This is a genomic window from Streptomyces sp. NBC_01474 (assembly GCF_035918215.1).
Lineage (GTDB): Bacteria > Actinomycetota > Actinomycetes > Streptomycetales > Streptomycetaceae > Streptomyces > Streptomyces aureus.
On sequence record NZ_CP109449.1, the window covers coordinates 8,520,691 to 8,538,630 of the forward strand.

Genomic DNA, 17,940 nt, shown 5'->3' on the forward strand with positions numbered 1-17,940 from the left:
GGGCGCCGTGTGCCCGACGTCGGGCACACGGCGCGGAGATCACACGGGCTGGCCGAACAGTTCCCGCAGGACGTCCTCCATCGTCACCAGACCCGCGAGCCGCCCGTCCGAGCCGAGGACCGCCGCCACATGCGTACGGCTGCCCCGCATCGCGGAGAGGACGTCGTCGAGCGGCGTCGTCTCGCGGACGCGCGCGATCGGCCGCATGTCCGGAATCCGGAACGGCAGATCGCGCGGCGATGCGTCCAGGGCGTCCTTCACATGCAGATAGGCGACGATGCGGCGGTTGTCGTCGACCACGGGGAAGCGCGAGAACCCCGACCGGGCCGACAGCTGCTCGAGCTGCTCGGGCGTGACGCCCACATGCGCGTAGACCACCCGCTCCAGCGGCAGGACGACGTCCCTGACCGGGCGGCGGCCCAGTTCGAGCGCGTCGCGCAGGCGCTCCTGGGCGCGGTCGTCGATGAGTCCCGCGTCGCCCGAGTCCTTGACGAGACGGGCGAGCTCGTCGTCCGAGAACGTCGCGGACACCTCGTCCTTGACGTCGACACGCAACAGCTTGAGCAGCCCGTTCGCGAAGGCGTTGACCGTGAAGATCACCGGGCGCAGCGCCCTCGCGAAGGTCACCAGGGGCGGCCCGAGGAGCAGCGCGCTGCGCACCGGCTCGGCGAGTGCGACGTTCTTCGGGATCATCTCGCCGAGCAGCATGTGCAGATAGGTGGCCACCGTCAGCGCGATCACGAACGAGATCGGGTGGACCAGGCCGTGCGGCACGCCGACCGCGTCGAACACCGGCTCGAGGAGATGGGCGATGGCGGGTTCGGCGACGATGCCGAGCACCAGGGTGCACAGCGTGATGCCGAGCTGCGCCGCGGCCAGCAGGGCCGACACGTGCTGAAGGCCCCACAGGACGCTCTTCGCCCGCCGGTCGCCCTCGTCCGCGTGCGGTTCGATCTGGCTGCGGCGTACGGAGATCAGGGCGAACTCGCCGCCTACGAAGAAGGCGTTGACGACGAGCGTCGCCAGGCCGATCAGGAGCTGGATCGCGGTCATCGGTCCCCCTCCGGTGCGTCGTCGGACTGCTCGGCCCGCGGCGCGTGCAGCAGGACGCGGGCCGCGCGGTGGCCCGCGGCGTCCACGACGTCGAGCCGCCATCCGGCCACCTCGACGCTGTCGCCGACGGCCGGGATCCGGCCGAGCTCGGTGGCTACCAGGCCGGCGAGCGTCTCGTAGGGGCCGTGGGGGACGCGCAGGCCGACCCGCTGCAGCTGGTCGGTGCGGGCGGCGCCGTCGGCGGAGTAGAGGGCGCGGCCCTCGTCGTCCGCGCCCGCCGGGGCGAGGTCAGGTGTCTCGTGCGGATCGTGCTCGTCCCGCACCTCACCGACGACCTCCTCGACGATGTCCTCCACGGTGGCGACGCCCGCGGTGCCGCCGTACTCGTCGATGACGACGGCCATCGTGCGCTTCCCGGAGAGCCGGTCGAGGAGCCGGTCGACGGTCAGGGTCTCGGGTACGAGGAGCGGCTCGCGCATCAGATCGGACACGGAACGGCGGCCCCGGAGTTCCGCGGGCACGGCGAGGACGTCCTTGATGTGCGCGACGCCGACGACCGAGTCGAGGTTGCCGCGGTAGACGGGGAACCGGGACAGGCCCGTGGCCCGGGTCGCGTTCGCCACGTCCTCGCAGGTGGCCTGCGCGTCGAGCGCCACGACCTGGACGCGCGGCGTCATCACGTTCTCCGCGGTGAGGTCCGCGAGGTTCAGGGTGCGCATGAACAGCTCGGCGGTGTCCGCCTCGAGGGCGCCCTCCTTGGCGGAGTGGCGGGCCAGGGCCACCAGTTCCTGCGGTCCGCGCGCGGAGGCCAGCTCCTCGGCGGGTTCGATGCCGATGCGGCGTACCGCCCGGTTCGCGGTGTTGTTCAGGTGCGTGATGAAGGGGCGGAACGCGGCGCTGAACAGGCGCTGGGGCGTCGCGACGCGCTTGGCGACGGCCAGCGGCGACGAGATCGCCCAGTTCTTGGGGACGAGCTCGCCGACGACCATCAGGAAGACGGTCGACAGAGCCGTGCCGATGACCAGCGCGGCCGAGGCGGCGGCGGTCCGGGAGAGCCCGAGACTCTCCAGGGGGCCCGTGATCAGCTTGGCGACGGACGGCTGGGCGAGCATGCCGACGACCAGATTGGTCACGGTGATGCCGAGCTGGGCGCCGGAGAGCTGGAAGGTCAGGTTCCGTACGGCCTTGAGGGCGCCGGCGGCGCCCCGCTCACCGCGCTCGACGGCGCGCTCGAGGCCGGAACGCTCGACGGTGGTGAGGGAGAACTCGGCAGCGACGAACGCACCGCAGGCCAGCGAGAGCAGCACCGCCACGGCGAGCAGGAGCACTTCGGTCATCGGGTCACCTCCGTCCCATGATCGGGCAGGGCGGTGGGTATCGCGCGATGTCGCAGGCGCCGGGTACTGGGAGGCTCGCCCATGGGCGGACGCTCACACCTTTCAAGAGAGAGAAGCAGGACAAGTGGAGCGACCATGGTAAAGGATCGGCAAAGCCCGTGCGGCCGGGACGCCGTCGCCCCGGCCCCGGAGGGTGTCAGTCAGTGAGGTGCTTGACCCAGCGCGTCCACTGCGGCTCCGGCGCGTAACCCCCGGCTCGCCACGCGTGCTGCGCGCGCTCGTTGCGGTCCAGGACCATCGCGTCGCCCCGCCGCCCGCCGAGCGCGACGAACCGCTCCTCCGCGGCCGCGAGCAGCGCCGACCCCACGCCCTGCCGCCGCACGTCCGGATGCACCGCGAGCCGGTACAGATGGCAGCGCCACCCGTCGAAGCCGGCGATGACGGTCCCCACCAGTTCCCCGTCGCGCTCGGCGAGCAGCAGCGACTCGGGGTCGCGGGCGACGAGCCGCTCCACGCCCGCGCGGTCGTCGCTGATGCTCGTGCCCTCGGCGGCCAGCTTCCAGAAGGCGAGGGCGGCATCGAGGTCGTCGGGCGTCGCGGCCCGTATCCGAAGGTCACTCATGGGGCCGATCCCATCACCGGGCGGCCGGGCCCGCGCGCCATTTTCACGATGCGGACAGCGCCCCGGCTCAGGCCTTTCGCAGCTCCTCGATGACCGGACCGAACGCCTCCATGTACGGCTCCAGGACCGTGATGTACGTGAACCCGTAGCGGTCGCGCTGCGCGCGCACCTGGTCGGCGATCTCACGGACCGTGCCGACGAGCAGCAGCGGCAGGTCCAGCGCCTCGTCCTCCGTGAACTGCGGGATGTGGTCGAGAACCGGCCGGATCGCCGCCCGCCGGTCGTCGGTCACCGTGACCATCTGGATCAGCAGATTGAGTTCGGCGGGCTCCGCGCGCCCCGCCGCGAAGCGCTGGTACGTGGCGACGCGCTCGTCCAGCTCCGTAGGGGTGAGGTGCTGGAGCTTCCCGCCCGGGTGGCCGGGGACGGAGCGCGCCCCGGTGAACGCCGCGATCTGTGCGTGCTCGGCCGTCAGCTTCAGCATCCGGTCGCCGTTGCCGCCGATCAGGAGCGGCGGGCGGGGGTGTTGCGCGGGTTGAGGCTGATGCTCGTCCGACCCGAGCAGCCGGTCCAGCTCCTCCACGACGCGCCGCAGATGGTCCACTCGCTCACCGGGCGACCCCCAGGGCAGCCCGGCCGCCTCGTGCTCCGCCTGTACGTAGCCTGCGCCCAGACCCAGTTCGAGTCTGCCGCCGGTGAGCGCGTCCGTGGTCGCCACCTCGCGGGCGAGGAGCACCGGGTTCCAGAAGCCGGCGTTGAGGACGAACGTGCCCACACGCGGGCGCTCGGTCGCCTCTGCGGCGGCGACCAGGGAGGGGAACGGCGAGGGCACGCCCAGGTGGTCGGCGACGAGGATCACGTCGTAGTCGAGCTCCTCGGCCCTGCGGCAGCGCTTGCGCCACTCGTCGCCGGACGCGGGGGTGACCATGTTGACGCCGAAGCGGAACGCGCGACTCATGAACTCTCCTCGGTCTCGGGCGAGTTGCACTCGGTGGAGCTGGACGGCCGGGAGACCGTGCGGCGAGTACATCACTCGTGGGCGATGGCCGCCAGCACGTTCATGCGCGAGGCGCGCAGCGCCGGAAGGAGGGCAGCCGCGAGCCCCACGACGACCGAGCCGACCACGACCGCGACGATCGTGCCCCACGGGATGGCGAGCGCCTCCATGCCCTGGAGGGCGAGCACCTCGTGGATGGCGAGCCCCCACACGACACCGAGCGTGAGCCCGAGCACGGCGCCGAACACGGCGATCACCACGGACTCCAGGCGGATCATCCTCCGCAACTGGCGCCGGGAGAGCCCGATGGCGCGGAGGAGACCGATCTCCCGTGTCCGCTCGACGACCGACAGGGCAAGGGTGTTGACGACGCCCAGGACGGCGATGACGATCGCGAGCCCGACCAACGCGTACACGAGGTACAGCAGCACCGCGATCTGGTCGTGCACGAGCTTCTTGTAGTCGGCCAGGTCGCGGACCTGTACCTGTGGGTACGGATCGAGGGCCTTCTCCAGACGGGCGCGGAGCACGTCCGCGCCCGTGCCGGGGGAGGCGTTCACGTACACCGCCGAGTCCTGGCCGTCGGGCAGGAACTTCTCCAGCGTCCCCATGCCCATGAACAGGCCGCCGGACATGCCGAATCCGTCGCCCCCGCCCTGGTCGGTGAGGGCCGCGACGGTGAGCCGGTCCGTGCGTCCGCCGGGCAGGTCCACGGGCACCACCGTGCCCACGCGCGCGTGGTGCTCCTTGGCGAACCCCGCGTCCATCGCGACCTTCCCGGGCGCGAGCGCGGCCGCCGAGTCGCCCTGGGAGTACGTGATGTGCGCGACGTCGTCGAGCTGTGCCTCGTAACCCGCGGCCGTCGTCTTCACGCGCTTGCCGTCCGGCAGACGCACCGCGAGCGGCACGAACCGCTGTCGCACGACGAGCCCCGCCCCTTCCGTGGCGCGGATCTTGTCAGTGACCTCTTTGGGGAAGGGCGTGAAGTTGGCGTTCTGGACGGTGAAGTCGGCGCCCAGGGTCTTGTCGATCTGCTCGTCGAACGACTTGCTCATCGACGCGCTCGCCACGGACATGCCCGCCACCAGAGCGAGCCCGACCATCAGCGCGGCCGCGGTGGCCCCGGTGCGCCGCGGGTTGCGCAGCGCGTTGCGCTGGCTCAGCCGCCCCACCGAGCCGAACACGGCGGGGAACGCGCCGCCCAGGACGCGGATCACGGGACGTACGAGCAAGGGGCCCGCGATCACCGTGGCCAGCAGCGTCAGGACGACGCCGACCATCAGGAGCAGCGAGGCGCTCGCCGTCTTCGTGGCCGCGGCACAGCCGGCGAGAGCGGCCACCCCCGCCACGCCGACCACCGCTCCGGCCACCGCGCGCACCCGCAGTGGCCGCCCCGCACCCGCGATCTCGGCGTCCGCGAGCGCCGCCATGGGGGAGACCCGGGACGCACGCCGCGACGGCAGATACGCGGCCACGAACGTGACCCCGACGCCGACCGCGAACGCGGCGACGGGCGTCCCCCAGCCGATCACCATCTCGGTCGACTTCAGGTTCATCCCGAACGCGCTCATGAGCCGGATGAGGCCGAGCGCCAGCCCGAGGCCCGCCGCGAGGCCGAGCACCGAGCCCGCCAGGCCGAGCAACACCGCCTCCGTCAGGACGGAGCGACGCACCTGCCGCCGGTCGGCGCCGAGCGCGCGCAGCAGTCCCAGCTCGCGCGTGCGCTGCGCGATCAGCATCGAGAACGTGTTCACGATCAGGAAGATCCCGACCAGGACCGCGATCCCGGCGAAGCCGAGCATCACGTACTTGATCACGTCGAGGAACGAGCCGAGGTCCGCCGCGTCCGACGTGGCCTGTTCACTTGCGGTCTTGAGGTCGTAGCCGGAACCGAGCTGTCGGGCGATCCGCCCCTTCAGCGCGGCGTCGCTCACCCCGGGCGCCGCGTCCACGGAGATGCTCGTCGCGCGGTCCGTCCCGCCGAGCAGCTTCGCCTGTGCCGTCGCCGTGTCCAGGAAGACGAGCGCGGCGCCGGGGTTGGTGGTGCGGAAGGTCGCGATGCCGACGATCCGGACGGTGAAGGAGCCCGGTTGCGCGAGGACGGTGAGGGAGTCGCCGATACGGACGTGCTTCTTGTCGGCGGTGTCCGCGTCGAGCAGCGCCTCGCCACTGCCGCGCGGGGCATGGCCCGAGGTCAGGCGGACCGGACTGCGGTCCGTCACATACCAGTTGGTGGCGATGGTGGGGGCGCCGCTGGTCGGGCCGACCGAGTTGTTCCGGTCGTCCACGACGGTGATGTTCTCGGCGGCGGCGTCGACCCTGGCCGCGGCCACGCCGTCGACGGACCTGATCTGCCGGGCGAGCCGGGCCGGGACGGTCTCGACCGCCCCGGTCGGCACTGTCTCGCCGAGGGAGTCCTGCTTCGGATTCACCTGCACGTCGGCGGACGTGGACGCGAAGAGCCGGTCGAAGGTGCGGGTGACCGTGTCCGAGAAGACCAGACTGCCCGCCACGAACGCCACCGAGAGGACGATGGCGAGCCCCGACAGGACCAGTCGGCCCTTGTGCGCGAGGAAACTCCTGAGCGTCGCCTTCAGCACAGCGGCCCCTCTACGGCTGGGAGTTGTGGGGGGTGTTGCCCCCGGTGAACAGACGCATGCGTTCCAGGACCGCTTCCGCCGTGGGCTGCGGCATCTCGTCCACGAGGCGGCCGTCACCGAGGAAGAGCACCAGGTCGGAGTGGCCCGCGGCGCCGGGGTCGTGCGTCACCATCACGACGGTCTGCCCGAGGTCGTCCACCGCCTCGCGCAGGAACCCGAGGACCTCGAGGCCCGCGCGCGAGTCCAGGTTCCCGGTCGGCTCGTCCGCGAAGATCAGTTCCGGTCGCGAGGCGAGCGCCCTCGCGCAGGCCACCCGCTGCTGCTGGCCTCCGGAGAGCTGCGCGGGACGGTGCTTGAGCCGGTCGCCGAGGCCCAGCGTGTCGATGACCTGCTTCAGCCACTCCGCGTCCGGGGTGCGGCCCGCGATGTCCATCGGCAGCGTGATGTTCTCCGCCGCGTTCAGCGTCGGAATGAGGTTGAAGGACTGGAACATGAAGCCGATCCGGTCGCGCCGCAGCCGCGTCAGCTCCTTGTCGCGCAGGCCCGTGATCTCGGTGTCCCCGAGCCACACCTGGCCGGCGGAGACCGAGTCGAGCCCGGCCAGGCAGTGCATCAGCGTGGACTTGCCCGACCCCGAGGGGCCCATGACCGCCGTGAACCGGCCGCGCGCGATGTCCACGTCGACCGAGTCGAGCGCGAGGACGGCGGTCTCCCCGGACCCGTACGCCTTGGTCAGGCCCCGGGCGCGCGCGGCGACGTCGCCCGCCTCCACCAGGCCGTGGGGCTGTTCTGCTGCCGCTGTGGACAAGGCCGCCTCCTGGGTCTCGCCGTCGTCCTGGCCGTACCGACTCCCGTGTCGCGTACGAGACTAGTGCGGTGCGTCACACGCGCGGTATCCCTCCGAGGTCGGGCTCCAGATACGCGTGTAAGGGGCACATTCGGTGTCTCCTTGCCGGTGCTAGCGCGTCGGCGCTAGCGTGAAGTCATGGCGAAGACTCAGCTGAACGTACGGGTGGACGAGGACACCGCCCGAGCCGCGCGGGAGCGTGCGCTGGCACGCGGCGTGAGTGTGAACCGGTACATCGAGGAGCTGGTCAGACAGGACGCGGGCGAGCTCGGCCGGACGTTCGTCGAGGCGGCCGCCGACTTCATGAAGCAGTACGAATCCGTGTTCGCCGAGGAATTCGGCGCGGAGCGCGAAGGCCGACGCTGAGCCCTTGAGCGAATCGAAGAACGTGCGGATCGACCTGGCCTGGCTTCTCATGATCGCCGAACAGAAGACCCCCGGAGACCCTCAGGTAACCGACTGGGGCGCGCTCGTCGCCGCCGTCAGCCGGCACGAGGCGGAGATATTCGGGACCGCCGTGTACGACAGCCCACAGGCGCGGGCCGCCGCACTGCTCCAGCTGCTCCTCCACGTCCCCGCCCTCGAACGCTCGAACGCGATGTTCGCGTCGGCCGTCGCGTACGCCTATCTCGTCGCGAGCGGCCTGAAGGTCGCCACGTCGCCCGACCAGGTCAGGGAACTGGCCCGCCTGGTCAAGGACGGCGGGGCGAGCGTGCACGACATCGCGGAGGAACTGCGCAGATGGAGCCTGTGAGCCGCTAGGCACGCACCAGGACTACCCGGCGCTCGCGGCGAACGCCGCCGCGTCCCACGTACCGTCCAGCTCCGGCGCCAGCCAACTCGGCGCGGATGCACGGAAGCCGGGGTGCGTACCGGCCCCTTCGGGGATCGCGCCGAGGAGCTTCGTCCCCGAGACCTCGGGGAAGTCCGCGAGGTTGCAGCGGGCCGCGAGGTCGGGGTGCTCCGGCCAGCTGCCGATGACCACGCCGAGCGGCGTCAGGTCCCGGGCGCGCAGGGCCTCCGTCGTCAGGGCCGTCGAGTTGAGCGTGCCGAGCCCCGCCGCCGCGACGACGAGGACCGGCGCTCGGAGCTGCCTGGCGGCGTCCGCGAGCGTGCCCCCGTCCGCGTCGAACCGCACCAGCAGCCCGCCCGCGCCCTCGACCAGGACGAGGTCGTGGTCCGTCGCCAGCTTCGCCGCAGCGTCGGCCACCTCGTGCGGGCGCACCGGGGGGAGGCCGGCGCGCAGCGCGGCCGTCGCGGGCGCCAACGGCTCGGGGTACCGCGCCAGTTCGACGGCCGTCACCCCGCCGCCCACCAGGCGCGTGACCTCGTCCGCGTCCCCGCGCTCACCGGGCCCGACCCCGGTCTGGGCCGGCTTCAGGACGGCCACCGACCGCCCCGCGGCCAGCGCGGCGGCCGCCACGGCCGCCGTCGTGACCGTCTTGCCGATCTCTGTTCCGGTCCCCGTGACCACCAGTACCGTCATGCTGTTCAGCCCTCCCGCGCGGCCGCGCACACCGCGCGGCCGATCCGTGCCAGATCCTCGTCCCCCGTGATGTACGGAGGCATCGTGTACACGAGGTCGCGGAACGGCCGCAGCCACACGCCCTCGCGCACCGCCGCCCGCGTGGCAGCCGCCATGTCGATCTCGTGATCCAGCTGTACGACACCGATCGCGCCGAGCACGCGCACATCGCGCACCCCGGGCAGTTCCGAGGCAGCGCCGAGCGACTCCCTCAGCCCCGACTCGATCCGCTTGACCTCCGTCGCCCAGTCCTGCCCGAGCAGGAGGTCGATCGAGGCGCAGGCCACCGCGGCGGCGAGGGGGTTCCCCATGAACGTGGGCCCGTGCGCGAGCACCGGCACGTCGCCGCGCGAGATCCCGTCCGCCACACGCGCCGTGCACAGCGTCGCCGCCAGCGTCATGTAGCCGCCGGTCAGCGCCTTGCCGACACACATCACATCGGGCGTCACCGACGCGTGCTCCGCGGCGAACAGCGCCCCGGTCCGGCCGAACCCCGTGGCGATCTCGTCGAACACGAGGAGCACGTCGTGCGCGTCGCAGGCCTCGCGCAGGACCCGCAGATACGCGGGGGAGTGGAACCGCATCCCGCCCGCGCCCTGCACCACGGGCTCCACGATCACGGCCGCCAGCTCATGGGCGTGCCGCCCGATCAGCTCGTGCAGATGATCCGCGTAGGCCTGCTCGTACTCGGTGGGCGGGGCGTCGGCGAACACGTGCCGCGGCAGCGCCCCCGACCACAGCTCGTGCATGCCGCCCTCGGGGTCGCAGACCGCCATCGGCTGCCAGGTGTCGCCGTGATAGCCGCCGCGCCACGTCAGCAGACGGCGCTTCTCCGGCCGCCCGAGGGAACGCCAGTGCTGGAGGCACATCTTGATCGCGACCTCGACGGACACGGAGCCCGAGTCGGCGAGGAACACATGCTCGAGCCCCTCCGGCGACATGTCGACAAGACGCTTCGCGAGCCCGACGGCGGGCTCGTGCGTGAGCCCGCCGAACATGACGTGGCTCATCCGGCCGAGCTGGTCGCGCACCGCCTCGTTGAGCACGGGGTGGTTGTAGCCGTGGATCGCCGACCACCACGACGACATCCCGTCGACCAGCTCGGCACCCTGACCGCTCTCACCGCTCTCACCGCCCTCGTCGGCGAGCCGGAGCCGTACCCCGGCCGCCGACTCGACGACCAGCGGCTCCTGCCGCCCAGGCATCGGACCGTACGGATGCCAGACGTGCCGCCGGTCGAGGTCGAGCAGTTCCGCCACGGGCAGCCCCGTCACCGCGGCCCCGGACCGCTCAGGCATTGGGCGCGAGATCCGTACCGGCACCCCGGCGGCGTACGGCGACCAGGTCCGTGCGCGCCTCGGGGACCTCGGCGACCGGGGACTCCGCAGCTTCTTCATGGGTGCCGCAGCCCCCACCGGAACCGCAGGCCGAACCCGTGCCGGAACCGCATGCCGCATGCGCACCGGAACCGCAGGCCGCTTCCGTCTCGGACGAACCGCACGGCCCGCCCCGGTGCTCGGGCAGCGTCACCTGGTCGGTGCCCTCGACCTCGAACCCGGCGTCCGTGATCATGTCCAGGTCCGCCTTGCCCGCCTGGCCCTCACTCGTCAGGTAGTCGCCGAGGAAGATGGAGTTGGCGAGGTGGAGCGCCAGCGGCTGCATCGAGCGCAGGTGCACCTCGCGCCCGCCCGCGATCCGCACCTCGACGTCGGGGCAGACGAAGCGGACCATCGCGAGGATCCGCAGGCAGCGCTGCGGCGTCAGGTTCCACTCCTTGGCGAGGGGCGTGCCCTCGAAGGGGATCAGGAAGTTGACCGGCACCGAGTCCGGGTCGAGTTCGCGCAGCGAGTAGACGACGTCGATCAGGTCCTCGTCGCTCTCGCCCATGCCCGCGATGAGCCCGGAGCAGGCGGACAGACCGGCCGCGTGGGCCTTCTGCACCGTGTCGACGCGGTCCGCGTAGGTGTGCGTCGTCGTGATGTCGCCGTAGGTGCCCTCGGAGGTGTTGAGGTTGTGGTTGTAGGCGTCGGCGCCCGCGCCGCGCAGCCGCTCGGCCTGGCCCTCGGAGAGGAGACCGAGGCAGGCGCACACCTCGACGCCCTCGTTCTGTTCCTTGATCGCGCCGATGGTCTCCGAGACGCGGTCGACGTCCCGGTCCGTCGGGCCGCGCCCGGACGCCACCAGACAGACCCGCTTCGCGCCGCCCGCGACACCCGCGGCCGCGGCCTTCGACGCCTCGTCGGGCTTCAGCCATGTGTACTTGAGGATCTCCGCCTTGGACCCGAGCCGCTGGGAACAGTACGAGCAGTCCTCGGGGCACAGTCCCGACTTGAGGTTGACCAGATAGTTGAGTTTCACCCGCCGGCCGAACCACTGCCGCCGCACCTTGCCGGCCGCGGCCACCACATCGAGCAGTTCGTCGTCGGAAGTCGCCAGAACGGCGAGCGCTTCTTCACGGCTGGGCAGCTCGCGCCGCAGCCCCTTGTCCACCAGCGTGTTCAGCAGGTCCATGGCCCGATCCTGACCTACGTGCCCTGCTCAGGCCAAGGAGGCTTTGCACAACTCTGCCGGTTCGAGGTGTGGGTATTGCCACACCCTGGGCGGCTGGATGTCCCGCTACTGTCTGTGCACTGCCTACAAAACTGTCCAATCAGCAGTGGGCACGGGACAGCACACCCCACTCGAGAACCGGTCGCTCGACGGCCGGGCGGAGGGACTCACATGGCGGGATCGCCGTTCGGCTGGATCGACGAGCAGGAGCGCGTGCGCCGCGGCGCCGGACTCGTCCGCACGCTGCGCCCCCGCCCGTCATCGAACCCCCTCCTCGATCTCGCGAGCAACGACTACCTCGGCCTCACGCGACACCCCGAGATCACCGGAGGAGCGGCGGACGCGGCGCTGCGCTGGGGTGGCGGCGCCACCGGCTCGCGGCTCGTCACGGGCACCACGGAGCTGCACGCCGAACTCGAGCGCGAACTGGCCGAGTTCTGCGGTTTCGAGGCGGCGCTCGTCCTGTCGTCCGGCTACGCCGCCAACCTCGCCGCCGTGACCGCTCTCGCCCCGCACGGCTCGCTGATCGTCTCGGACGCGAGCAACCACGCCTCCCTCATCGACGGCTGCCGGCTCGCCCGCGGCGCGACGCAGGTCGTCCCGCACGCCGACCCCGACGCCGTCCGCAAGGCCCTCGACACGCATCAGGGACAGGCCGTCGTCGTCTCGGACTCCGTCTTCTCGGTGGACGGCGACGCGGCTCCACTGGCCGAACTCGCGCGAGTGGCAAGGGAGTTCGGGGCAGGTCTGATCGTCGACGACGCGCACGGACTCGGTGTGCTCGGCGACGGCGGCAGGGGCGCGCCGCAGGCGGCGGGGCTCTCGGGCGCCGACGGCACCGTCGTCACCGTCACCCTCTCCAAGTCGTTCGGCAGCCAGGGCGGCGCCGTCCTCGGTCCGGCGCGGGTGATCGACCATCTCGTCAACACCGCACGGACGTTCATCTTCGACACGGGCCTCGCGCCCGCGGCGGCCGGCGCCGCGCTCGCGGCCCTGCGCCTGCTGCGCCGCGAGCCCGAGCGCGCCGAAAGGGCCCGCGCCGTGGCGTCCTCGCTGCACGAACTGCTCACGGCCGAGGGGCTCCAGGCCGTACGGCCCGACGCCGCCGTCGTCTCCGTGCGCGCGCCGTCCCCCGAGGAGGCGGTGCGCTGGGCGGCGGACTGCCGCGAAGCCGGCCTCGCCGTCGGCTGCTTCCGTCCCCCGTCGGTGCCGGACGGCATCTCACGGCTGCGGCTGACCGCCCGCGCCGACCTGACCGACGATCAAATCGCCCAGGCCGTGCGGGTGATCAGCCGCAAGGCTCCCGACTCGGCATTCATCGCAAGGAGTTGAGGAACCCCTCCCATGCGGAGGGCGAGAACAGCAGGGCGGGTCCGGCCGTGTGCTTGGAGTCGCGTACGGCGAGGAGTCCGGCCGAAGGGCCGCGGTGCAGCGGAGCCGTCTCGACGCAGTTGTTCATTCCGGTGCTTCGGCTGCTTCGCCGCCATGGCGCGTCGTGCAGAGAGGTGCTGGGAACGGCGGCGGATGGTACGTACCGAGGCAGTGCTGACATGGTGCCTCCTTACGTGCGTTCACAGTCCGGAGGGCGATGCGCTCCGGCGATCCCGGCGATGAAATCCAACGAGTCCCCGGGCGAAAGGGCGTGGATCCGAAGGGTGTCAAAGGCGTCCGTGTACGCCTTGAGGTCTTCTTTCCGCTCGAGGTAGAGGCTACTCGTCAAATGGTCGAGAACTACTACGTCCAGATCGGAAGTGTTCGGAAATGAGAACACAACGAAAGGGCCGGTGAGTCCGACATGCTCCCCTGCGGTGAACGGCAGTACCTGAAGCCGCACATGGGGAAGCTTCGCCACGGCGGCCAGCTGACGCAGCTGCTCCGCCATCACCCGGGGACCGCCCACCGGGCGCCGCAGCACCGCCTCGTCGAGCACCGCGCTGAGCCGGAGCGGGGACGCGGAACGCAGCACGTCCTGCCGGGCGATCCGCACCTCGACCAGGGCGTCTACCTGCCCGTCCGGCAGCCCGCCGAGCGCGGCCCTGGTCACCGCACGCGCGTAGTCGGGCGTCTGGAGGAGGCCCGGCACGACGGACGTCTCGACCGTCCTGACCCGGCACGCCTGCGACTCCAGGCTGATGAAGTCCCGGTAGGCGGGCGGCAGAAGGTCCCGGTAGGCGTGCCACCAGTGCTGGCCGCCGTCGTCCCCCGACCCCGCCAGCGCGACCAGTAGATCCCGCAGGCCGGAGTCCGCGACCTCGAAGGCGTCGAGCAGGAGGCGCACGTCCGACGCTTTCACGCCGCTGCGCCCGGTCTCGATACGGCTCACTTTCGACTGGTGCCAGCCGACCAGCCGGGCCGTCTCGCCACTTGTGAGTCCCGCGCGGGCACGCAGCGCGCGCAGCTCCGCGCCGAGTCTGCGGCGGCGCACCGCCGGACCGTGTTTCATCCTGTCTCCTCGGACCTGCGGCCCGGCTCCTTCAGGCCCGGCGGATCGGTGTTCTGAGGCGACGGTAGAGGAAGTCGGCGGCGTACGCCCAAATGCGGTCCACCCACGCAGAGTTCACCGCTTCGAGCGACAGATATATGCATATCTCGGGGGATCGGCTCCACCGGCCGGGCGGGAGTGGCACTCTGGCGCGAAGCACCAGTCCGGGGGTCGCCTCGAGTCATCCGCCATGTGTCGGATTCAGGCCCCGGCGAAAAAAGGGACGACGTCGCCATGGCAGATCACCAGGAAGCATCCGTCACTCTGCCGAGCGATCCCGCCTCGGTCTTCTCGGCCCGCACATATGTCAGCGACGTACTCGCCGAATGGGGCATGCCGCGCGACGCGGAAGCCGCCGACACGGTCCGGCTCATCGTCTCCGAACTCGCCACGAACGCCGTGATGCACACCCGTGGACAGTCGCCCGTCTTCAAGGTCGACATGCAGCTGGAGCGCGACGAACACCTGCGCATCGGTGTCACGGACAGCCACCCGTGCTACCCGAAGCGGCTCCCGGCCGCCGTCCAGCAGGACAACGGGCGCGGCATGGTGATCATCCGCTGGCTGACCGCCGAGTGCGGCGGAAGCCTGTCGGTCAGGCCCACCCCCGAAGGCGGCAAGACCGTATGGATCGCCCTGCCGTGGACGGTCCCTGTCCAACAGGTGTGAAGGCCGGCGGGCGTGCAGGCCAACAGGTGTGAAGGCCGGCAGGTATGAAGGCGGCTACGGGGACGGTGTGTCCGTCTCCTCCTGCGCCCGCGTGAGCGAGCGCCGCACCAGACGCGGCAGCACACCCCACAGGCCCACACAGACCGCGAACGTGCCGGCTCCCGCCGCGATCCCCGCCGCCCGCCCCGCCGTGACGTCCACGACGAGCAGCACGGACCCGGTCAGGGCGAGCACCAGAACGCTCAGGCCGGCCGTGGCGAGCCGCGAGGACATCTGCACGATCTGAGGCTTGGCGCCGCGCCGGAACAGCGCGCGGTGCAGCGCCGCGGGCGCCGTGAACAGCGCGGCGGCGAGCACCGCGAGCAGCAGCGTCGCGATGTAGGTCGCGCGCTGCACGGCGTCCAGCGACGGGAACCGCGGAGTGAACGCCAGCGTCAGCAGGAACGCGAAGAGGATCTGCACGCCCGTCTGGGTGACCCTCAGTTCCTGGAGCAGCTCGCCGAAGTTCCGGTCCGCGCGCTCCAGCGGCGTCTCGTGCCGGTCCTGGCCGCCGCTCGGCGGGCCCGGGCGTGGGGCGTCCTCGTCGCAAGCCCTTCGGTCCTCGTCCATACGACCACGAGTACCCCATCGCGCGGTTCCGAGGCGGGCGGGCGTGAGCACGCTCCGGCGCCTGACGGGTCCCCCGGGCGCCCGGGGGACCCGTCAGACGGCGCTAGCGCACGCGCCCGTACCAGACGCTCCTCGTCCAGATCCGCTCGAGCCGCACCACGGCACCGGTCTTCGGCGAGTGCCAGATCTTTCCCTTCCCGGCGTAGATGCCGACGTGGTAGACGCCGCGGCCCGAGTGGAAGAAGACCAGGTCACCGCGTTTTCGATGGGACGCGGAGACATGGCGGGTCTTGTTGTACTGCTGGGCGGCGGTGCGGGGCAGTTTCTTGCCCGCGGCCTTGAACGAGTAGAGCGTCAGGCCCGAGCAGTCGAATGTGTGCGGCCCAGTGGCGCCCCACCGGTAGGGGCTTCCCCTCTTGGAGGCCGCGATCTGGAGTGCTTTCGTCGCCGGTGGCGCGGCTTCCGCTTCGGGGGCGGCTCCGGGGACCAGCAGGCTGCCACCCGCTACGGCGAGCGTGAGGGCCGAGGCGGTTCCGGCCCGGGCGAGCAGCGACGGGACACGATTGAGCGCAGTCATGCGCAACCCTTCGTCAGCCGCCTGTGAAGGATGACCTGTCGGATTCGGGCTGGCGAAGTTGCCCGGCCGCGATGTGCGGCTTCACCCCAAGGGCCGGCCCGGAAAACAGCTCCGGCGGCCCGTCGTGCTCGGGTCCTCCACTCCTGCCGATCCACTCCTGTCGACCTGGCATCCGTACGGCGGCAGGACTCGGCGTCCGCACGGACCGCCCCGCCGCGGCGGCGGGGGCTTGTCGTCGGAAGGGATCTTCACGCACGAACGGCGCGAACGCAGCGCCGAATCGGCGTTAAGTGAGTGTCCTCACGACTGGCCTGTTCGGGTGGACAGCGCACCTTTCCACCCTGGTGCAGGGGTCCCGACGACGCCCGCACCAGCAGCGGAAGGCGGAATCTCTGATTCCGCGTAGGCGTTCCGCGCAACTTTTCCGGTTCGCAAGTGCTAGTACCGGCTACTCCGTATGTGGGTACCTCTTCTGGTCCGTTTCGGCTCGGGTCCGGACGGTTCGCCTCGACCGCTCCAGTCTCGAATGCACCGTCAATTGACCGGCTCCGGCGGAACTGTGACCCGTTGTGACCTCCTTTCTCCGTCCAGGACCCGCAAAGCCCGAGCCAGCGTCGTCGCGTGGACCTCGCTCTCGCCCCGCTGATGCATGAGCGTCAGGGCGTCCCTGAGGGCCGTCGCCCTGCCGACGAGCGCTTGCGCAGCGCGCAGTCCGCCATACGTGTGGTCGCTCCGGGCCGGGTTGATCCTGCCGAGCAGATCGACCACCTCCAGATAGCGGTCGAGGAGTTCGCACTCGGCGCGCGTCAGCGCGGGCAGCGGGGGCAGTTCGGGCGGCAGCATCGCCGGCTCACCTGGCGCCGGGGGCCGAACCGGACGTCTTGCGGTTGTCGATGACCCGGTCCACGAGCCCGTACTCCACGGCGTCCTGGGCCCGGAGGATCGTGTCCCGCTCGATGTCGGCGGCGATGCGCTCGCGGTTCTGCCCGGTGTGCCGCGCGAGCAGTTCCTCCAGCTGGGCGCGCATACGCACCAGTTCACGGGCCTGGATCTCCAGGTCGCTCGGCTGGCCCTGCGCGGGCTCGGGCAGCCCCGGCTGATGGATCACCACGCGCGCGCCGGGCAGCATGGCCCGCTTCCCCGGTGTCCCGGCCGCCAGGAGCACGGCGGCGGCGGAGGCGGCCTGCCCGAGGCACACGGTCTCGACCTCGCAGCTGACGAACCGGATCGTGTCGTAGATCGCCATCATCGCGCTGAACGAGCCGCCGGGGGAGTTGATGTACAGCGAGATGTCCCGGTCCGGCGCGGCGTACTCGAGGTGCATGAACTGCGCCATCACGTCGTTCGCGGAGGTGTCGTCGATCGGCGTCCCCAGGAAGACGATCCGCTCCTCCAGGAGCTTGGAGTACGGATCGAGGGTGCGGTGCCCGGCCGAGGTGTGCTCGGTGAACTCGGGCAGCACATAGCGGGCGGAAGGTCGGTTCATGGCACATGCCTCCGTGAGCGCGGAACTCTGTCGCTGCTTCTGTAAAAAATGTACAGGACGTACGGATGGCCGGGTAGGGGGCAGGGGGCGAGGAGCGCGAAAAGGAGGGCTCGGGCTGCGGGAGACGCGAAAAGGGGCCGGCCCGCGCCCCGAGGCGCCGGCCGACCCCCTGCTCCGTTCTCCTGTGTCGTGGCTACTGGTTGTCGTCCGACCTGGACAGGCGCAGCGCGAGGTGTTGCAGGAGGTCGGCGGTCTTGATGTCCGTCCGGCCCGAGTCATGCACCTCGGCGAGCTCGGAGAAGAGGAACGCGAAGGCGCCCACCAGGGAGATCGTCACCGGCATCAGTGCCGCGACGGTGGCCTCCGCCGCCTCCTCCACGCTCGATTCCGCCGGGATCTCGATGGAGGGGAACACCTCTGTCACCAGGCGCCCGAGCTGGGCGTCCTCGGCCTCGATGTCGGGCTCGGCATCCTTGCTGAGCCGGCGCACCATTTCCTGGGTCTCGGTCAGGACGCCGATTGCGCGCAAGATGATCTCGCTCTGTTCCATGCGCGGAGCCTAGGCGCGCGAGGCCCCGCCGCGGGC

The 17,940-nt window shown here is 71.3% G+C and carries 20 protein-coding genes and 1 riboswitch; of the genes, 4 read left to right on the plus strand and 16 right to left on the minus strand.

Features of this window, described 5'->3' with window-relative positions:
• Nucleotides 1–39 precede the first annotated feature (39 nt).
• From OG758_RS38930 to OG758_RS38955, 6 genes are all read right to left on the minus strand, one after another.
• Nucleotides 40–1,053, minus strand: coding sequence for a hemolysin family protein (locus tag OG758_RS38930; protein ID WP_326714162.1), 1,014 nt, complete (start codon nucleotides 1,051–1,053; stop codon nucleotides 40–42).
• On the minus strand, nucleotides 1,050–2,390 hold the full coding sequence (locus OG758_RS38935; RefSeq protein WP_326714163.1) for a hemolysin family protein: 1,341 nt from the start codon (nucleotides 2,388–2,390) through the stop codon (nucleotides 1,050–1,052). Before OG758_RS38935 ends, OG758_RS38930 begins: the two co-directional genes overlap by 4 nt.
• Before the next feature lie 196 nt (nucleotides 2,391–2,586).
• Nucleotides 2,587–3,012: a GNAT family N-acetyltransferase gene (locus tag OG758_RS38940; RefSeq protein ID WP_326714164.1), complete on the minus strand. Its 426-nt coding sequence runs from the start codon at nucleotides 3,010–3,012 to the stop codon at nucleotides 2,587–2,589.
• A gap of 67 nt (nucleotides 3,013–3,079) precedes the next feature.
• Complete coding sequence (locus OG758_RS38945; RefSeq protein WP_326714165.1) at nucleotides 3,080–3,970, minus strand: LLM class F420-dependent oxidoreductase; 891 nt, start codon at nucleotides 3,968–3,970, stop codon at nucleotides 3,080–3,082.
• Between the two features lie 71 nt (nucleotides 3,971–4,041).
• A complete protein-coding gene (locus tag OG758_RS38950; RefSeq protein WP_326714166.1) occupies nucleotides 4,042–6,609 on the minus strand; it encodes an ABC transporter permease in 2,568 nt (855 codons plus the stop codon).
• Between the two features lie 10 nt (nucleotides 6,610–6,619).
• Entirely contained in the window at nucleotides 6,620–7,417 is a 798-nt protein-coding gene (locus OG758_RS38955; protein ID WP_326714167.1) for an ABC transporter ATP-binding protein, read from the minus strand.
• A 177-nt stretch (nucleotides 7,418–7,594) separates the two neighbouring features.
• On the opposite strand from OG758_RS38955, the gene OG758_RS38960 reads away from it, so the two are divergent.
• Nucleotides 7,595–7,822 (plus strand): toxin-antitoxin system HicB family antitoxin, encoded by a 228-nt coding sequence (locus tag OG758_RS38960; protein WP_100597555.1) that lies wholly within the window; start codon nucleotides 7,595–7,597, stop codon nucleotides 7,820–7,822.
• 49 nt (nucleotides 7,823–7,871) lie between these two features.
• Nucleotides 7,872–8,210: a fic family toxin-antitoxin system, toxin component gene (locus tag OG758_RS38965; RefSeq protein WP_326716177.1), complete on the plus strand. Its 339-nt coding sequence runs from the start codon at nucleotides 7,872–7,874 to the stop codon at nucleotides 8,208–8,210.
• Nucleotides 8,211–8,231: 21 nt separating this feature from the next.
• Here the strand turns inward: OG758_RS38965 and bioD are convergent, their stop codons facing one another.
• The 3 genes from bioD to bioB are packed head-to-tail and all read right to left on the minus strand — an operon-like array spanning nucleotide 8,232 to nucleotide 11,492.
• Nucleotides 8,232–8,942, minus strand: a complete 711-nt coding sequence (gene bioD / locus OG758_RS38970; protein WP_326714168.1) for a dethiobiotin synthase — start codon at nucleotides 8,940–8,942, stop codon at nucleotides 8,232–8,234.
• Between the two features lie 5 nt (nucleotides 8,943–8,947).
• On the minus strand, nucleotides 8,948–10,279 hold the full coding sequence (locus tag OG758_RS38975; RefSeq protein WP_326714169.1) for an adenosylmethionine--8-amino-7-oxononanoate transaminase: 1,332 nt from the start codon (nucleotides 10,277–10,279) through the stop codon (nucleotides 8,948–8,950).
• Complete coding sequence (gene bioB, locus OG758_RS38980) at nucleotides 10,272–11,492, minus strand: biotin synthase BioB (RefSeq protein ID WP_326714170.1); 1,221 nt, start codon at nucleotides 11,490–11,492, stop codon at nucleotides 10,272–10,274. Before bioB ends, OG758_RS38975 begins: the two co-directional genes overlap by 8 nt.
• Before the next feature lie 210 nt (nucleotides 11,493–11,702).
• On the opposite strand from bioB, the gene OG758_RS38985 reads away from it, so the two are divergent.
• Nucleotides 11,703–12,863 (plus strand): 8-amino-7-oxononanoate synthase, encoded by a 1,161-nt coding sequence (locus OG758_RS38985; RefSeq protein ID WP_326714171.1) that lies wholly within the window; start codon nucleotides 11,703–11,705, stop codon nucleotides 12,861–12,863.
• Here OG758_RS38985 and OG758_RS38990 read toward each other — a convergent pair.
• A complete protein-coding gene (locus tag OG758_RS38990; RefSeq protein WP_326714172.1) occupies nucleotides 12,847–13,083 on the minus strand; it encodes a DUF397 domain-containing protein in 237 nt (78 codons plus the stop codon). The two genes, OG758_RS38985 and OG758_RS38990, sit on opposite strands and share 17 nt — an antisense overlap.
• A 9-nt stretch (nucleotides 13,084–13,092) precedes the next feature.
• The gene (locus OG758_RS38995) at nucleotides 13,093–13,974 is read right to left on the minus strand and encodes a helix-turn-helix domain-containing protein (RefSeq protein ID WP_326714173.1); all 882 of its coding nucleotides are present in this window, start codon (nucleotides 13,972–13,974) and stop codon (nucleotides 13,093–13,095) included.
• A gap of 273 nt (nucleotides 13,975–14,247) precedes the next feature.
• Between OG758_RS38995 and OG758_RS39000 the strand changes: the two genes are divergently transcribed.
• Nucleotides 14,248–14,682: an ATP-binding protein gene (locus OG758_RS39000; RefSeq protein WP_326714174.1), complete on the plus strand. Its 435-nt coding sequence runs from the start codon at nucleotides 14,248–14,250 to the stop codon at nucleotides 14,680–14,682.
• A gap of 54 nt (nucleotides 14,683–14,736) precedes the next feature.
• On the opposite strand, the gene OG758_RS39005 is transcribed toward OG758_RS39000, so the two are convergent.
• The 5 genes from OG758_RS39005 to OG758_RS39025 all read right to left on the minus strand — a co-directional run bounded on the left by OG758_RS39005 (nucleotide 14,737) and on the right by OG758_RS39025 (nucleotide 17,904).
• Complete coding sequence (locus OG758_RS39005) at nucleotides 14,737–15,291, minus strand: DUF6328 family protein (protein WP_442810377.1); 555 nt, start codon at nucleotides 15,289–15,291, stop codon at nucleotides 14,737–14,739.
• 103 nt (nucleotides 15,292–15,394) lie between these two features.
• On the minus strand, nucleotides 15,395–15,868 hold the full coding sequence (locus OG758_RS39010) for a C40 family peptidase (protein ID WP_326714175.1): 474 nt from the start codon (nucleotides 15,866–15,868) through the stop codon (nucleotides 15,395–15,397).
• A 3-nt stretch (nucleotides 15,869–15,871) separates the two neighbouring features.
• Nucleotides 15,872–16,049, minus strand: a riboswitch (cyclic di-AMP (ydaO/yuaA leader).
• A 353-nt stretch (nucleotides 16,050–16,402) separates the two neighbouring features.
• A complete protein-coding gene (locus OG758_RS39015; protein ID WP_326714176.1) occupies nucleotides 16,403–16,711 on the minus strand; it encodes a hypothetical protein in 309 nt (102 codons plus the stop codon).
• Between the two features lie 7 nt (nucleotides 16,712–16,718).
• A complete protein-coding gene (locus OG758_RS39020; RefSeq protein WP_326714177.1) occupies nucleotides 16,719–17,354 on the minus strand; it encodes an ATP-dependent Clp protease proteolytic subunit in 636 nt (211 codons plus the stop codon).
• Between the two features lie 193 nt (nucleotides 17,355–17,547).
• On the minus strand, nucleotides 17,548–17,904 hold the full coding sequence (locus OG758_RS39025) for a hypothetical protein (protein WP_326714178.1): 357 nt from the start codon (nucleotides 17,902–17,904) through the stop codon (nucleotides 17,548–17,550).
• Nucleotides 17,905–17,940: the final 36 nt, after the last annotated feature.

Excerpts from the sequence above, each read along its gene's own strand:
- OG758_RS38930 (WP_326714162.1), bottom strand. The coding sequence starts at position 1,053 with ATGACCGCGATCCAGCTCCTGATCGGCCTGGCGACGCTCGTCGTCAAC.
- OG758_RS38935 (WP_326714163.1), bottom strand. The coding sequence starts at position 2,390 with ATGACCGAAGTGCTCCTGCTCGCCGTGGCGGTGCTGCTCTCGCTGGCC.
- OG758_RS38940 (WP_326714164.1), bottom strand. The coding sequence starts at position 3,012 with ATGAGTGACCTTCGGATACGGGCCGCGACGCCCGACGACCTCGATGCC.
- OG758_RS38945 (WP_326714165.1), bottom strand. The coding sequence starts at position 3,970 with ATGAGTCGCGCGTTCCGCTTCGGCGTCAACATGGTCACCCCCGCGTCC.
- OG758_RS38960 (WP_100597555.1), top strand. The coding sequence starts at position 7,595 with ATGGCGAAGACTCAGCTGAACGTACGGGTGGACGAGGACACCGCCCGA.
- OG758_RS38965 (WP_326716177.1), top strand. The coding sequence starts at position 7,872 with ATGATCGCCGAACAGAAGACCCCCGGAGACCCTCAGGTAACCGACTGG.
- bioD (WP_326714168.1), bottom strand. The coding sequence starts at position 8,942 with ATGACGGTACTGGTGGTCACGGGGACCGGAACAGAGATCGGCAAGACG.
- OG758_RS38975 (WP_326714169.1), bottom strand. The coding sequence starts at position 10,279 with ATGCCTGAGCGGTCCGGGGCCGCGGTGACGGGGCTGCCCGTGGCGGAA.
- bioB (WP_326714170.1), bottom strand. The coding sequence starts at position 11,492 with ATGGACCTGCTGAACACGCTGGTGGACAAGGGGCTGCGGCGCGAGCTG.
- OG758_RS38985 (WP_326714171.1), top strand. The coding sequence starts at position 11,703 with ATGGCGGGATCGCCGTTCGGCTGGATCGACGAGCAGGAGCGCGTGCGC.
- OG758_RS38990 (WP_326714172.1), bottom strand. The coding sequence starts at position 13,083 with ATGTCAGCACTGCCTCGGTACGTACCATCCGCCGCCGTTCCCAGCACC.
- OG758_RS38995 (WP_326714173.1), bottom strand. The coding sequence starts at position 13,974 with ATGAAACACGGTCCGGCGGTGCGCCGCCGCAGACTCGGCGCGGAGCTG.
- OG758_RS39000 (WP_326714174.1), top strand. The coding sequence starts at position 14,248 with ATGGCAGATCACCAGGAAGCATCCGTCACTCTGCCGAGCGATCCCGCC.
- OG758_RS39005 (WP_442810377.1), bottom strand. The coding sequence starts at position 15,291 with ATGGACGAGGACCGAAGGGCTTGCGACGAGGACGCCCCACGCCCGGGC.
- OG758_RS39010 (WP_326714175.1), bottom strand. The coding sequence starts at position 15,868 with ATGACTGCGCTCAATCGTGTCCCGTCGCTGCTCGCCCGGGCCGGAACC.
- OG758_RS39015 (WP_326714176.1), bottom strand. The coding sequence starts at position 16,711 with ATGCTGCCGCCCGAACTGCCCCCGCTGCCCGCGCTGACGCGCGCCGAG.
- OG758_RS39020 (WP_326714177.1), bottom strand. The coding sequence starts at position 17,354 with ATGAACCGACCTTCCGCCCGCTATGTGCTGCCCGAGTTCACCGAGCAC.
- OG758_RS39025 (WP_326714178.1), bottom strand. The coding sequence starts at position 17,904 with ATGGAACAGAGCGAGATCATCTTGCGCGCAATCGGCGTCCTGACCGAG.